The sequence below is a fragment of the Paracoccus onchidii genome (genome assembly GCF_028294535.1).
GTDB classification, from domain to species: Bacteria; Pseudomonadota; Alphaproteobacteria; order Rhodobacterales; family Rhodobacteraceae; genus Paracoccus; species Paracoccus onchidii.
On the sequence record NZ_JAQBIE010000001.1, the window covers coordinates 64,386 to 78,115 of the forward strand.

Below are 13,730 nucleotides of genomic sequence, written 5' to 3' on the forward strand. Positions count from 1 at the left end.
GGGATTGTAGCAGGCTTACTGGTTCTGGGCCTGGAATTCCTCGATCAGCTTGTTGCCGCGCTCGACAACGCTGTCCAATGCGCCTTGTGCATCCTTCGAACCGTTCAGCAATTGCTCGAACTCTTCGTCGATGACGCCACGGATCTGGACGTAGTTTCCGAACCGCAGACCTTTCGAGTTCTCGGTCGGCTCGTTCAGCGTGATCTGTTGCAACCCGACCTCGGAACCCGGGTTTTCGGAATAATAGTTCTGTTCCTTGCCCAGATCATAGGCCGCCTGCGTGATCGGCAGGTAGCCCGAGAACTGGTGCCAGTCGGCCTGAACCTCGGGGCTGGACAGATATTCGAAGAACTTGGCTGCACCGGCATATTCTTCGTCGGGGCGACCAGACAGAACCCACAGGGTCGCGCCGCCGATGATGCTGTTCTGAGGGGCGCCCTCGACATCGTCGTAATAGGGCAGCATGCCGTAGCCCAGCTCAAAATCGGTCGCATTGGCGATGACCCCGGCGCGGCTGGCCGAGCTGTTCATGATCATCGCGCATTCCTGCGAATAGAACATCGGCGGGGCGTTGTCGCCGCCAACCGGGCCGCCATATTTGAAGACGCCTTCATCGGCCCATTTCTTCATGTTGCCCCAGTGCTTGACCTGCGCCGGGCCGTTCACGGTCAGGCGCGCCTCAAGGCCGCCAAATCCGTTCTGCTCGGTGCCGATCGGCTGGTTATGCCAGGCGCTGAAATTCTCGGTCTGGATCCAGCTGACCCAACCGGTGGTGAACCCGCAGCTGGCCGCGCCGCTTTCCATGATCTGTTTGGAAAACTGTTCCATCTCGCCCCAGGTCTTCGGGGGTTGCTCGGGATCGAGACCGGCCTTTTCGAACACGTCCTTGTTGTAATACAGGATCGGGGTCGAGCTGTTGAACGGCATCGACAGCATGTTGCCATCGGTGTCGGTGTAATAGCCCACGACGGCGGGCAGAAAGGCGTTCTGGTCGAACTGGACGTCGTTGTCCTGCATCAGCTGATAGACCGGAACAATGGCGCCCTCGGCGGCCATCATGGTGCCGGTGCCGACCTCGAAGACCTGCACGATGGCGGGCTGTTCCTTGGCGCGGAATGCCGCGATCGCCGCGGTCATGGTTTCAGGATAGGTGCCCTTGTAGGACGGGATGACGTTGTATTCATCCTGGCTGTCATTGAAGCCCTGGACGATTTCTTCCAGCTTGGCGCCCAGTTCGCCGCCCATGGCGTGCCACCATTGAATATCGGTCTGCGCATTCGCAGCCGACATGGACGCGATCAGCGCAAAGGCCGATACGGTAAAGGTACGAGACATGTTTTCCTCCCAGTGGAGTTGCGGTTCGTCGTCGGCCTAGTGGCGTTTGATGACGAACACGCAACGTTATTATGAAGGAAATGTGACAGTGTTTGTCCGAACGGTCAATATTCGGTTTTTTTCGACTTTGTTGTTTGATTTTCTATGTTTGTCGACAACGTTCGGTTGTGATCCTTGTGTCAGTTTTCGCTTTTTGCACCGAATAATGACCGCAGCCGCGCAGCTGCCGGAATCACTGTCGCCTGCAACATCGGGTTGATGATGCGGGTTGCGAGGGGAATAAGCAGCAACCCCAATATCAGCCCGGCGATCCCGTCAAAAAACGCTGTTGTCGCCCAACTGGCCGCGCCGGAAAAGCGGGTGATCATGTGGCCGACGGCCTCGGCCTGATGGTGGATCCAGTCATAGGGCGCGTGCCACCCCAGATCGGCCAGCCCGTGAATGACGATATTCCCGCCAACCCACAACATTGCCGCGGTGCCGATTATGGTCAGGGCAGTCATCAGGCCGGGCATGACCTTGACGATACCACGCCCCAGTGCGGCAACCGCACCACGCCCCTGTGTCGCCAGATGAACCCCCACATCGTCTGCCTTGACGATCAATGCGACCGCGCCATAGACGGCTACGGTGATGCCGATTGCGACAACCAGAAGGATCACCCCTTTCATCCAAAGCGAATCCTCGGCGGGAATCGTGGACAGGGCGATGGTCATGATCTCGGCTGACAGGATGAAGTCTGTCTTGATCGCCCCGGCAACGCGCTGTTCCTCCAATGCGGCACCGTCACCTTTGGGATGTGTGTGCTTTTCGCTGTCATGGCGGTCGGAATGCACGAAAAGATGTGCGATTTTCTCGGCGCCTTCGAAACACAGATACGAGCCGCCGATCATCAGAAGGGGGGTGATCAGCCAGGGTGCGAATACCGACAGCAACAGGGCCACGGGCAGCAGGATCACCAGCTTGTTGAAGAATGACCCCTTGGCGATTTTCCAGACGATCGGCAACTCGCGGCTGGCGTGAAAGCCCTGAACGTATTTCGGCGTGACTGCCGCGTCATCGATCAGGGCGCCTGCGGCCTTGGCCCCGGCCTTTGCCGCCTGTCCGGCCACATCGTCGATTGATGCCGCGGCGACCTTTGAAATCGCAGCTACGTCATCCAAAAGCGCTATCAGCCCGCTCATGCCTTGTCCGATCCTGTCCTGTTCGTCACACTGAAACTGAAAGCACTGGGCGCGGGTTGCAACCCCGCATGCGGCGCCCAGGGCAGGATTTGGTCATGGCGCTCAACACAAAAGGCCCGTGCGGTAGGGATCGCACGGGCCAGTCCGCCGGCCCGGAACCGGGCGCGGGCAGAGCGCTATATCTTTACATCTTGGGGGTCATGACAGTGTCGATGACATGAATGACGCCATTGGACTGATCCACATCCGGGAGCGTCACGGTGGCAACGGCACCGTTCTCGTCAGTCAGTTGCAGCGCGTTGTTGTCGGGGTTGATCGATGCCGTCAAGGTGCAGCCGCCAAGGGTCGGGACCGGATGCGCACCGCCATCATCCGCGATCATCTTGCCGATGGCGGGCGACATCGCGTCGGCGGCAACAACATGGCATTTCAGAACCGTCGCAAGGGTTTCCTTGTTCTCGGGTTTCATCAGGTCCTTGACGGCCTCGGGCGGAAGCTTGGCAAAGGCCGAATTGGTCGGGGCAAAGACCGTGAACGGTCCGGGGCCCATCAGGGTATCGGCCAGGCCGGCGGCTTTCACGGCTTCGACCAGGGTGGTGTGATCCGCCGAATTCACGGCGTTTTCGACGATGTTCTTGTCGGCAAACATCTCGGCGCCCCCAACCATCGTATTTGCGGCCCAGGCACCCCCGGCCAGCGCGGTCATGGCGGTTGCAATGAAGACGGTTTTGATGCGGGTCATGGTGTTCCTCCTTGAAGTCCAGAACGAGGTTTTCTCGTCCTTCTGACCACAACCACGAAGAGGAGCGGGAAAAGTTGCGCAGAGCGATGCGTTTTAAGAGATCACGACCGCGTGAGTGGTGAAATCGCGACCACCGGGCCAGTGGCCTGACCTGTCGGAGAGCCGCCTTCGGGTTCGTCGGACAGGGCAATCTGAATATCTTCGGACGGGTCCAGCCCATCCGGCAAGGTCATGCGCAACGTTCCTTCGCGGGGCACCAGCCCGATGGAAATCGGGGCCGAGCCATCGGCTTTGATCCACCAGATCTCGTAGTCGCGCCCTTCGGCGGCGGCACCACTTTCCAGTGCAATCTCCATGTCGCGTCCATCGACCCGGGCCGCAACGCGCAGCGATGCATCTTCGGTCACAAGTTCGGCCGCATAATCGGCCGATGCAGCGGGACGATCGGTTTGTTGCGGTATCCACAGGAACAATGCGACAGCGGCCGCCGACGCCAGACCCAGAACCGCAGCAAATCTGCGCCGCCACCAGGGGATGGACGCGTCAAGTTCCTCGGCCAGCGGCGCCTGACCATGCCCCAATCTTTCACGAATGCCCTGACGCGCGCGGGCGGGGGCCATGACCGGGGTCAGCCCCTCAGCCATTGCGGACAGGCGTTCCTGCCAGTCTAGGACCGATTGCGCAAAAGCGGGGTCGTCGGACAGGCGGGCGACGGTTGCGGCGGCTTCATCCCCTTCCAGCAGACCCAGCGCCAGTTCTGCGGCCAGGGCCTCGTCTTCTTCTTGCGGGGTGAGGGGGGCGTCATCTGTCATTGGCTGACACAATCTTTCAGGCGCAACAGACTGCGGCGCAACCAACTGCGGACGGTATTGATCGGCTTGCCCTCTCGTTCGGCCAGATCGGCATAGGTGGCACCTTCCAGATAGACGGCGCGGACCGCCCCCGCCTGCTGGTCGGCCAGCAGCGCCAGACACTCATCCAGCAGTCGACGTTCCTGAGCGCGAATCGCAGCCGATTCCGGCCCCGGCTCGGAGGACGCGACCGTTGCCGCGATATCGGCGGTGTCAGAGGTCGGGCGGGACTTGCGGGCCCGCAATTTATCAATGGATCGGTTGCGGGCGATGGTGATCAGCCACGTCATCGGTGACAGCCCGTTTGACGCATAGCGCGACGCGTTCTGCCAGATCTTGATATAGACGTCCTGCAGGGTTTCCTCTGCTTCGGGGCGATCCTTCAAGACGGCCAGGCAGACTGCGTGCAGTTTGGGGGAGGTTGCATCATAAAGCGCATCAAACGCCGAGCGGTCGCCCAGGGCGACCCGTGCGATCATTTCTTCAAGCTGAAGTCGGCGCGCATCCTGCAAACCGGGCCTCGGTCATGGGTTTCCGTTCGGCGCAACCTTATGGGCGCAGTCGGGGGGCGTCAACGCGAGCGTGGCTTGCACAGTTGCCACGAATGCGCGATCAAGGCGCGGATGCGAGGAAAGGGCCCAAGGATGCTGGACGCGAACGCCAAACCAACCGAAGAGATCGACCTGCGCGAAGTGTTCGGTCTGGACAGTGATATGAAGGTAAAGGGATTTGCCGAGCGCACTGACCGCGTGCCCGAGATCGACAGCACCTACAAGTTCGACCCTGATACGACGATGGCGATCCTTGCGGGCTTTGCCTATAACCGCCGGGTGATGATCCAGGGCTATCACGGCACCGGCAAATCGACCCATATCGAACAGGTTGCCGCCCGCCTGAACTGGCCCTGCGTACGCGTGAACCTGGATAGTCATGTCAGCCGGATCGACCTGATCGGCAAGGATGCAATCAAGCTGGTCGACGGCAAACAGGTCACGGTGTTCCATGAAGGCATCCTGCCTTGGGCGCTGCGCAACCAGACGGCCATTGTCTTTGATGAATATGACGCCGGTCGCGCCGACGTGATGTTCGTGATCCAGCGGGTTCTGGAAGCAGACGGCAAGCTGACCTTGCTGGACCAGAACGAGGTGATCACGCCCAATCCGTATTTCCGTCTGTTCGCCACCTCGAACACGGTGGGCCTGGGTGACACGACCGGCCTGTATCACGGCACGCAACAGATCAACCAGGGCCAGATGGACCGTTGGTCGCTGGTCTCGACGCTGAACTATCTGTCCCATGACGCAGAGGCGGCGATCGTGCTGGCCAAGAACCCCAATTACAACAATGAAAAGGGGCGCAAGGTCATCAGTCAGATGGTCAGCCTGGCCGACCTGACCCGCACGGCATTCATGCAGGGCGATTTGTCCACTGTCATGTCGCCGCGAACGGTGATCAGCTGGGCGCAGAATGCGCGTATCTTCGACAATGTCGGCTATGCCTTCCGCCTGACATTCCTGAACAAATGCGACGAGCTTGAACGTCAGACCGTGGCCGAGTTCTATCAGCGGCTGTTTGACGAAGAATTGCCTGAAAGTGCTGCGGCGAAGGCGCTGTGAGGCCGGGTTTCGCGGGGTGGCTGGCTTGCGGGTTTGCGCTTGTCGCAACCCGTATCGGGGCCGAGCCGGTTCTTTCTGCTGAAGAACGCGCCATTCTTCCGCGTGTGCTTCAGGCGGTTCACGTTGACATATCGCAAGAACATATCGGCGCAGAGCGGGCAGTTCTGCTGGCCAGTCGGAACCCGGATGCGGCCAAGGCCGATCTGGTGATCCTGGCTGGGGAACCCGACGATAATGCCGGGCAACCCCTGGCAATCGGGCGCGATCTGGTCTGGATGGGTCTGATGGCGGGGCAGGTGCCCCGCCTGGATGTGACCGAAAGCGGTGGCCTCAGGCTGCATGCCGAACAGATCGGCATCGGTCGTTCCCCTTGGGAAGAGACGCTGACCCTGGCCGAGCGTGAAGGACAGATCCGGATTGCAGGCTATACCCTGAAACAGTGGGATCGTCTGACGGCGGCCTCTGCGACCTGTGACTGGAACCTTTTGACGGGCAATTGGGTGCAGGACGTCACCATGCCTGCCGAGAGCGATCTGCCCCCCATTCATCACGAGGGAAACCGCCCCGCGCATTACCTGTTGTCGGACTGGAACGGCGAAGATCATGGCTGGCCCGATTTCTGCATGGTCGATCTGACTGCGTTCTAGGGGGCTTGCCCCTTGCGACAGGCTGCACGTGGTGGTCTATGGAAGACATGAAGAATTCTGACAACCCCGCCGACCCGTTCAAGAAGGCTCTGACCGAGGCCACCCGCGCGATGGCCGACGAGCGAGAGTTGAACGTGACCTTTAGCGCCGATCCTTCCGGGGTGGCGGGTGATACGATGCGGCTGCCCCAGGTCAGCCGCCGAATGTCGCGCGAGGAAATCCTGCTTGCACGTGGCACGGCCGATGCTTTTGCCATGCGATTGCGGCATCACGACACGGGCACGCACAACAAGTTTGCCCCCAGCGGTCCGATGGCGCGTGAATTGTATGAAGCCATGGAAACCGCGCGTTGCGAGGCGCTGGGCGCGCGCGACATGCCGGGCGCATTGTCGAATATCGATGCCAAGATCGGGGCGGATGCCGACAAGAAGGGTTATGGCCAAATCAACCAGCCCGCCGATGCGCCATTGTCGGTTGCGGCGGGTTACATTCTGCGTCAGGCAGCGACGGGGCGCGATTTGCCGCCTGCTGCGCAGAATGTCGCAGATCTCTGGCGTCCGTTCGTCGAACAGCAGGCCGGCGATGCGATCGCGGATGTGAACGCGGTATTGCACGATCAAGCGGCATTCGCCCGCCTGTCGCGGCGTGTCATAAGCGATCTGGGCTATGGCGATCAGCTGGGTGATGACCCTGACCAACCCGAAGATGACGAGGGCGACGAAAACGCCGAACAGGAAGAAGAGGCCGGCGACAACCAGTCGCGCGATCAGGATGACAGCGAGGAATCGGACGCTTCGGCCGAGCAATCGCAGGAACAGCAGCAGGATGAACGTCAGGCGCAGGTCAGCATGGATGACCAGTCCGATGATCAACTGGCGGATGAAGCGGAGATGCCCGAGGCTGAATCGCCGCCCGATCTGCCGCCTCCGGTCAGCGAGGCTTCGGCTGAATATACTGTCTATAGTCAGGAATGGGACGAAGAAATCCGGGCCGAAGACCTGGCCGACCCCGCCGAGCTTGAACGTCTGCGCGCCTATCTGGACAAGCAGCTGGAACCGTTGCGCGGGGCGGTCAGTCGTCTGGCCAATAAACTGCAGCGCCGATTGCAGGCACAGCAGAATCGCAGCTGGGAATTTGACAAGGAAGAAGGCGTCCTTGACGCAGGCCGTCTTGCGCGTGTGGTCGCGAACCCGACCACGCCGCTCAGCTTCAAGGTCGAGAAGGACACCGAATTCCGCGACACGGTCGTGACGCTGCTGATCGACAATTCGGGGTCAATGCGGGGCAGGCCGATCTCCATTGCGGCAATCTGCGCGGATGTTCTGGCCCGCACGCTGGAACGTTGCAGCGTCAAGGTCGAAATTCTGGGCTTTACCACCCGCGCGTGGAAGGGCGGACAGGCGCGCGAAGCGTGGCTTCAGGACGGTCGTCCGGCGCAACCCGGTCGCCTGAATGATCTGCGCCACATCATCTACAAGCCCGCAGATGCCCCGTGGCGGCGGGTCCGACCGAATCTGGGTCTGATGATGAAGGAAGGTCTGCTCAAGGAAAATATCGACGGCGAGGCGCTGGAATGGGCGCATAAGCGCCTGTCCCGGCGCGCCGAAGCACGCAAGATCCTGATGGTGATTTCAGATGGTGCGCCCGTCGATGACTCCACGCTGTCGGTCAATCCGGCCAATTTCCTTGAAAAGCATCTGCGCGATGTCATCGCCATGGTCGAACGCAAGAAAGCGGTCGAGTTGCTGGCCATTGGTATCGGCCATGATGTGACGCGCTACTATGAACGCGCGGTCACGATCACCGACGCCGAGCAACTGGCCGGGGCGATTACCGAACAATTGGCCGCATTGTTTGACAGCGATCCGCGCAAGCGCGCCCGCGTCATGGGAATGGCGGCTGCGCGTCGCGCTCTGTAAGAATCATGCCAATTCAGGCCGGGCGGCGATCCGCCCGGCACGATGGCGCGGCGCAATGCGCATGACGCCGCGATTACGGGCCGGAAAACAGTAGTTTATTGGCAAAAATGGTGGGCGGTGAGGGATTCGAACCCCCGACATCTTCGGTGTAAACGAAGCGCTCTACCAACTGAGCTAACCGCCCCCGGCCGCGCTTTTAGCCCGCGTGTCGGGGGGAATCCAGCCCTCTTGCGGCCTGATTGCAAGTTTTTCTCAGCACGCTGTGGCTCCGGTCGCGGATGGCGTGCACGACGCCCTGTTCGACTGGCAGGTCATTGATCCGCGTCGCTGGCCAATCCATCGCAATCACGCGCAGCATCCTGAGTGTGATGCCGTGGGTCACGATCAGCGCCGGTCCGGCCAGATCAGCCAGAAATTCCCGGCATCTGTCGTGTAACTGGCTGAAATGTTCGCCCGAAGGGGTCATGTCATACCAATCGATACCGCCCGATTCGAAGATCTTTGGATGGGATTTCTGCAAGTCGGACAGGCAATGCCCGGTGAAGTCCCCGACATCAATTTCGGCCAGCCGCGCGTCGATGCGAAAGCTGTTATCGCTAAAGGCGATCCGTGCTGTTTCCATAGCACGCCCCTGTGGGCTGCTGAATCGATCGGCTTGTATCGGTGCAATGATCCGGGCGAGATCGGCGGCCTGTGATTTGCCCTGATCCGTCAGGTTAGAATCCAGACGTCCTTGCAGGCGCCCCTGCAGGTTCCACATGGTCTGTCCATGTCGCATCAGGAAAATATCGGGACAGGTCATGATCGCCTTGGGTTGCTTATTGCCCGCCGGTTCTAGCCGATCCTGACAATGCCCGGAAAGCGCTGTGTCCGGATCCTTCGCAAAATCGGCGACAGACCGGGCACCAACGCGTCAGGACCAGTAGGAGGCGACCAGAAAGTCCCGCTTCGTCAATCCGGCATCCAGCAGATGCCGTCGCGCCGCGCGGGCAAGGTCAGCATGGGCGGCAAACCAGACGAACTCGTCTTTTGCGAAATGGGCGTCGGACAATCGCCCGATCAGGTCGTCGGTGCACGACACGCGGGGATCACCCGACAATCCGGTCAGGTCATGCGGTGCACAGGCGATATGTGCCGTCACGTCGCCGCGGCTCTCTGCAAGAATGCGGGTCATCGCGGGCAGGGCGGTTTGGTCTCCGAACAGATGCAGGCGGTCCCCGTCAGGGCATCCGCCGCCGCCCGGCCCCATGATGCCGACCGTCTCTCCGATTGGTTCTTTCAGAACCCAGTCCATGGTCGGGCTGTTGGCGTGCCGGAAAATGTCGAATTCCACCCAATCCGGTCCCAAATCCGAAACCGTGAAGACCGGACGATGCAGCGCGTCTTCCCCGTCCGGCCAGCGGACCCGGCCCGAACTGGCCACCCGCGGCCAAATCGGTTGGCGTCCCGGAGCCGGCAACAGCAGGCGAAAGTGATAACCGCCATGCGCGAAACGTGCCGCATCTGATCCGGTCAGGCGAACACGTATGAAATTCCGGGAGATATGGCTGACATCCTGAACCCGCATCAGGGACAGGCCGGGCGCCAGTTCGCCGGTGTTTACATGATCCCATGTGATGTCCAGCCCGATTTCGGCGAACAGTTCCGAAGCATTGTCCCGGAGGTTGCCGATCAGCCTTTGTTCCGGCGCGGCAAGGTCAATGGTCATGCTGTCTGGCTGCGGTGTCAGGCGCAGCTCACAGCCCCAGACGCTTATTGACAGATAGTCGCCGGTCTCGGTCAGGGGCACGTCCCACGCCGCCGCGCGCGCCTTGAGTGCCGCCACCGCGGCGCCTGCCGGGCGGCATACGGTTCCAGTGCTGCGATAGGTCCGAAGATGTGACATGTGTCCGCCCCGTCCGGTTGCATGATCGGCTGATACCAAAGTTTTTTACTTGGTTAATTGACATATCCGACTATTTCAATCAGTTCCTAGCCGCAATTTTGCGTGTGCCTGTCCCGGGCCCGCCGAGCGCCCCCCCGGCCACCACGATCCTTGCCGGTCTGCCGGGTAGGCACGAAGATAGGAAAGGTCGAAACCGACAATGAAACGCCCTCTGATCGCCTGCCTCTTGACCCAGGCTGCAATCTTGCCCGCCGCTGCGCAGGAAACCAGTTTTGTGCTGCCCGAAATCACACTGGAAGCCGAAAGCAATACAACACTTGTTCAGGACGGGTATGTGGCCCAGTCCAGCCGCGAGGCGACCAAGCTGGACACACCGATCGGGCGTATCCCGCAAGCTGTCTCGATCATCACCCAGGATCAGGTCGAAGATCAGGCCCCGCGGACACTGAACGAGGCCCTGGGATACACATCCGGGGCCAATCCGAACAATTTCGGTTTTGACACCCGCTTTGATGCGTTTTTCCTGCGTGGATTTCCGGCCTATTACAATGGCTTTTTCCGGGATGGCCTGCGCCAGTACAACGCGCCGACCGCATGGTTCAAGACCGAGCCATACGGGCTGGAAGGGATTGCGGTTCTGAAAGGGCCGAACTCTTCCCTCTATGGTGTCAGCGGTCCGGGCGGCATCGTGAATCTGGTGACCAAGCGCCCCAAGGATGAGCCATATCACGAAATTCAGGCGACAACCGGCGACAATGACCGCGCCCAGATCGCGGCCGATATTTCGGGGCCGTTGGGTGAAGGCAGCGATTTCAGCTATCGCCTGACCGGGCTGGTCCGTGATTCCAATACCGATCTGGCAGGATACAAGGATGACAAGACCTATATCGCCCCGGCTTTGTCCTGGGATAACGGTCAAACCCGTTTTACCGTTCTGGGTGAATGGTCCAAATCCCTGACAGGAGGCACGGCGGCCTTTTACAACCCTGCTTACGGCGAGGTCTCGGATCTGTATGAAGGCGATCCGGACTATAATGATTTCGACCAGACGCAGTGGCGGCTGGGATATGAGGTCGAGCATGACCTGACCGACAACCTGACCTTTCGTCAGTCGTTCCGCGCGGCGCATGTCGATATAGACCTTGAATATAGCGGGCATTATCCGGTCGGCGCGGATCTGGCGCGATATTGGGGGCATTACCTCGAAGAACTGGACACACAGACAGTGGACACGGGGTTGCGCTGGAATGTCTCGACCGGAAATGTCGATCACGAGATCCTGGCCGGTATCGATGTGACCCATTCCGATTACGACAGCAACAGCCTGGTCGGTTATGTTTCGGCGGCCGATACCGCAGCGCAGGATGTGCCCTTTGCCGGTGCGCAAGATACCGATCAGACCGGCATCTACCTGCATGACCAGATGAGCTGGGGAAACTGGCAGGTCTTTGCCAGCGCGCGCTGGGATCAGGTTGATACCAGTTCGAAGGCGGCGGACGGGACGCTCAGCAGCCAATCCGATGATGGCCGTTCGGGACGTCTGGCGGTCAGCTATGACTGGTCGAACGGAGTCATGGCCTATGCCAGCCTGTCGACTTCGTTCTCGCCCAATCTTGGCTTTGTCTATGACGGCGCAACCGATACAACCGGAAGTCCCGCCGATCCGACCCAATCGACGCAACGCGAAATCGGGATGAAATATGCACCCCAGGGCACGAACCTTCTGCTGTCGGCGGCGTTGTTTGACATCGATCAGCGCGACGGCGTGGTTCTGGATGCGTCGACCGGCATCAACCGCCAGCGCCAGCTGGACCTGAACAGCCGCGGACTGGAACTTGAAGCGCAGGCCAACTGGGACAATGGTTGGGGGCTGATCGCCAGCTATGCCCATCAGCGGGTCGAGATCGAAAAGGGCGCAACCGGAACCGAAGGTAACGAGTTGTCCGCCACCCCCAATGACACCCTGTCGCTTTGGGCCAAATACGATGTTCAGGCCGGCCCGTTGCAAGGCGTCGGGTTGGGCGCGGGCCTGCGCTATGTCGGCGAAAGCTATGGAGATGACACCAACACCATCACAAACGATGCGCGCACCTTTGTAGATCTGGGGGTCAGCTATGATGTGCCGCAGGTTCCCGGCGTGCGGATGCAGTTGAACGTCAAGAACGTCTTCAATCAGGAAAAGCAGACCTGCACCGCAGGATATTGCTACCGTGATGAGGGCCGCACCTGGACCGCAAGCGTCAGCCGGCGCTTCTGAGCATGCGCACGGGGCCGTCAAAGGGGTCATTCGCGATCCTGTCCGGGCTATGGGCTGCCTATGTGGCGCAAAGCGTCATTGGCGGCCTGACATGGGGCGGTTTGCCCGCCGTCCTGCGCGATCAGGGATTGCCGTTGGATCATATCGGGCTGTTGTCCTTGCTGATCGCCCCGTGGGCGCTGAAATTCTTGTGGGCCCCGCAGGTCGAACGTTGGCGTCTGACGCCCGGCGCTGCGCCGCGCAGCGCGGTCATCGTGCTGATCGCGGGCGCAGTTTCGGTGGCCGGACTGGCATTGACGGCGATGTTGGGGTTGAACCCGCTGCTTCCCGCACTTGCCTGTCTGATGCTGGTCGCGATTGCGACATCCACGGCGGATATTGCCGTGGATGGGCATGCGGTTGGCGTTCTGTCGCGCGCACAGCTTGGCTGGGGAAATGCGGCACAGGTCGGGGGTGCCTATGTCGGCTCGGCGATTGGGGGCGGTTTGCTTCTGGTGCTGGTCTCGGCAATGGGGTGGCGATTGGCGGTCTTGACGCTGGCGATCTTGGTTGCAGGGCTGCTTGGCTGGTTTGCGTGGTCTGCGCGCAGTGCGGACAGGGTTGCCGAAACCGCGCCTGAACCCAGCCTGCACAAGGCACTTGCGCGCCGGGACATCAGGCGCGGCATGGTCCTGACCGCAGCCTTTGTGATTGCGCAGAAATCCGCCCTGGGAATGTTGGGACCATTTCTGATCGACCTGGGGTTGCCTTTGGGCGTCGTGGGCTTGCTGAATGGTTTTGGTAGCCTGGTGTTAGGCCTGGTCGGGGCCGTTGCCGGAGGGATTTGCGTGCGCCGTTTCGGGATCGCGACGACGATGGTGCTTGCGCTTGGATTGCAGGCAGTGCTGATGGCCACCCTGGCATGTGGGGCAATGGGCATGGCGATGCCGCAGCCGGTGTTGATCGGCACGGCGCTTGGCGCGGGATCCGCGCTGCTGGCATTCGGGTTCACCGCACTTTATGCCCAGTTCATGCGTTGGTCCGACGCGTCGCAGGGCGGCGTGGATTTCACCCTGTTCCAATGTCTGGATGGCGGGCTGAGCATGGTGCTGGGCATGGCGGCCGGAGCCATCGCGCAATGGGCAGGGTTTGGCACTTTCTTTGCCATCTGCGCGGGATTGGCACTGTTGGTGGGGATGGCGGTCCTGTTTTGTCTGGTCCTCAATGCAGGCGGGGGGCACCGAGAGGCAAAGGGCCGTGTCGTGCCTTGACCCTGACCCTCGGCTTTAGTATCAGCGCGCGGTGCCCGTTCCGG

General features: G+C 60.7%; 12 protein-coding genes and 1 tRNA gene. 5 read left to right on the top strand and 8 right to left on the bottom strand.

The window, feature by feature from the left end:
* Window positions 1–15: 15 nt before the first annotated feature.
* The 5 genes from ugpB to PAF17_RS00335 all read right to left on the bottom strand — a co-directional run bounded on the left by ugpB (window position 16) and on the right by PAF17_RS00335 (window position 4,624).
* Window positions 16–1,335: a sn-glycerol-3-phosphate ABC transporter substrate-binding protein UgpB gene (ugpB, locus tag PAF17_RS00315; protein ID WP_271887085.1), complete on the bottom strand. Its 1,320-nt coding sequence runs from the start codon at window positions 1,333–1,335 to the stop codon at window positions 16–18.
* A 179-nt stretch (window positions 1,336–1,514) separates the two neighbouring features.
* The gene (locus tag PAF17_RS00320; protein ID WP_271887086.1) at window positions 1,515–2,519 is read right to left on the bottom strand and encodes a DUF808 domain-containing protein; all 1,005 of its coding nucleotides are present in this window, start codon (window positions 2,517–2,519) and stop codon (window positions 1,515–1,517) included.
* Window positions 2,520–2,703: 184 nt separating this feature from the next.
* The gene (locus tag PAF17_RS00325) at window positions 2,704–3,261 is read right to left on the bottom strand and encodes a fasciclin domain-containing protein (RefSeq protein ID WP_271887087.1); all 558 of its coding nucleotides are present in this window, start codon (window positions 3,259–3,261) and stop codon (window positions 2,704–2,706) included.
* Between the two features lie 101 nt (window positions 3,262–3,362).
* Window positions 3,363–4,073: an anti-sigma factor gene (locus PAF17_RS00330; protein WP_271887088.1), complete on the bottom strand. Its 711-nt coding sequence runs from the start codon at window positions 4,071–4,073 to the stop codon at window positions 3,363–3,365.
* The gene (locus PAF17_RS00335) at window positions 4,070–4,624 is read right to left on the bottom strand and encodes a sigma-70 family RNA polymerase sigma factor (RefSeq protein WP_334223650.1); all 555 of its coding nucleotides are present in this window, start codon (window positions 4,622–4,624) and stop codon (window positions 4,070–4,072) included. The genes PAF17_RS00330 and PAF17_RS00335 overlap by 4 nt, the downstream gene beginning before the upstream one ends.
* A gap of 132 nt (window positions 4,625–4,756) precedes the next feature.
* Here PAF17_RS00335 and cobS point away from each other — a divergent pair, with 132 nt between their 5' ends.
* The 3 genes from cobS to cobT are packed head-to-tail and all read left to right on the top strand — an operon-like array spanning window position 4,757 to window position 8,294.
* Window positions 4,757–5,728 carry a cobaltochelatase subunit CobS gene (gene cobS, locus PAF17_RS00340; RefSeq protein WP_271887089.1) on the top strand — a complete coding sequence of 324 codons (972 nt, stop codon included), beginning with the start codon at window positions 4,757–4,759 and terminating at the stop codon, window positions 5,726–5,728.
* Window positions 5,725–6,375 carry a hypothetical protein gene (locus PAF17_RS00345; RefSeq protein ID WP_271887090.1) on the top strand — a complete coding sequence of 217 codons (651 nt, stop codon included), beginning with the start codon at window positions 5,725–5,727 and terminating at the stop codon, window positions 6,373–6,375. Before cobS ends, PAF17_RS00345 begins: the two co-directional genes overlap by 4 nt.
* Before the next feature lie 47 nt (window positions 6,376–6,422).
* Entirely contained in the window at window positions 6,423–8,294 is a 1,872-nt protein-coding gene (gene cobT / locus PAF17_RS00350) for a cobaltochelatase subunit CobT (RefSeq protein ID WP_271887091.1), read from the top strand.
* Between the two features lie 108 nt (window positions 8,295–8,402).
* Here the strand turns inward: cobT and PAF17_RS00355 are convergent.
* The 3 genes from PAF17_RS00355 to PAF17_RS00365 all read right to left on the bottom strand — a co-directional run bounded on the left by PAF17_RS00355 (window position 8,403) and on the right by PAF17_RS00365 (window position 10,179).
* Window positions 8,403–8,478: transfer RNA gene (locus PAF17_RS00355), tRNA-Val, on the bottom strand.
* 12 nt (window positions 8,479–8,490) lie between these two features.
* Window positions 8,491–9,096, bottom strand: a complete 606-nt coding sequence (locus PAF17_RS00360; protein WP_271887092.1) for a histidine phosphatase family protein — start codon at window positions 9,094–9,096, stop codon at window positions 8,491–8,493.
* A 111-nt stretch (window positions 9,097–9,207) separates the two neighbouring features.
* Window positions 9,208–10,179, bottom strand: coding sequence for a siderophore-interacting protein (locus PAF17_RS00365; protein WP_271887093.1), 972 nt, complete (start codon window positions 10,177–10,179; stop codon window positions 9,208–9,210).
* Between the two features lie 199 nt (window positions 10,180–10,378).
* Here PAF17_RS00365 and PAF17_RS00370 point away from each other — a divergent pair, with 199 nt between their 5' ends.
* Window positions 10,379–12,436 carry a TonB-dependent siderophore receptor gene (locus PAF17_RS00370; RefSeq protein ID WP_271887094.1) on the top strand — a complete coding sequence of 686 codons (2,058 nt, stop codon included), beginning with the start codon at window positions 10,379–10,381 and terminating at the stop codon, window positions 12,434–12,436.
* A gap of 2 nt (window positions 12,437–12,438) precedes the next feature.
* Window positions 12,439–13,686: an MFS transporter gene (locus PAF17_RS00375; protein ID WP_271887095.1), complete on the top strand. Its 1,248-nt coding sequence runs from the start codon at window positions 12,439–12,441 to the stop codon at window positions 13,684–13,686.
* Window positions 13,687–13,730 lie beyond the last annotated feature (44 nt).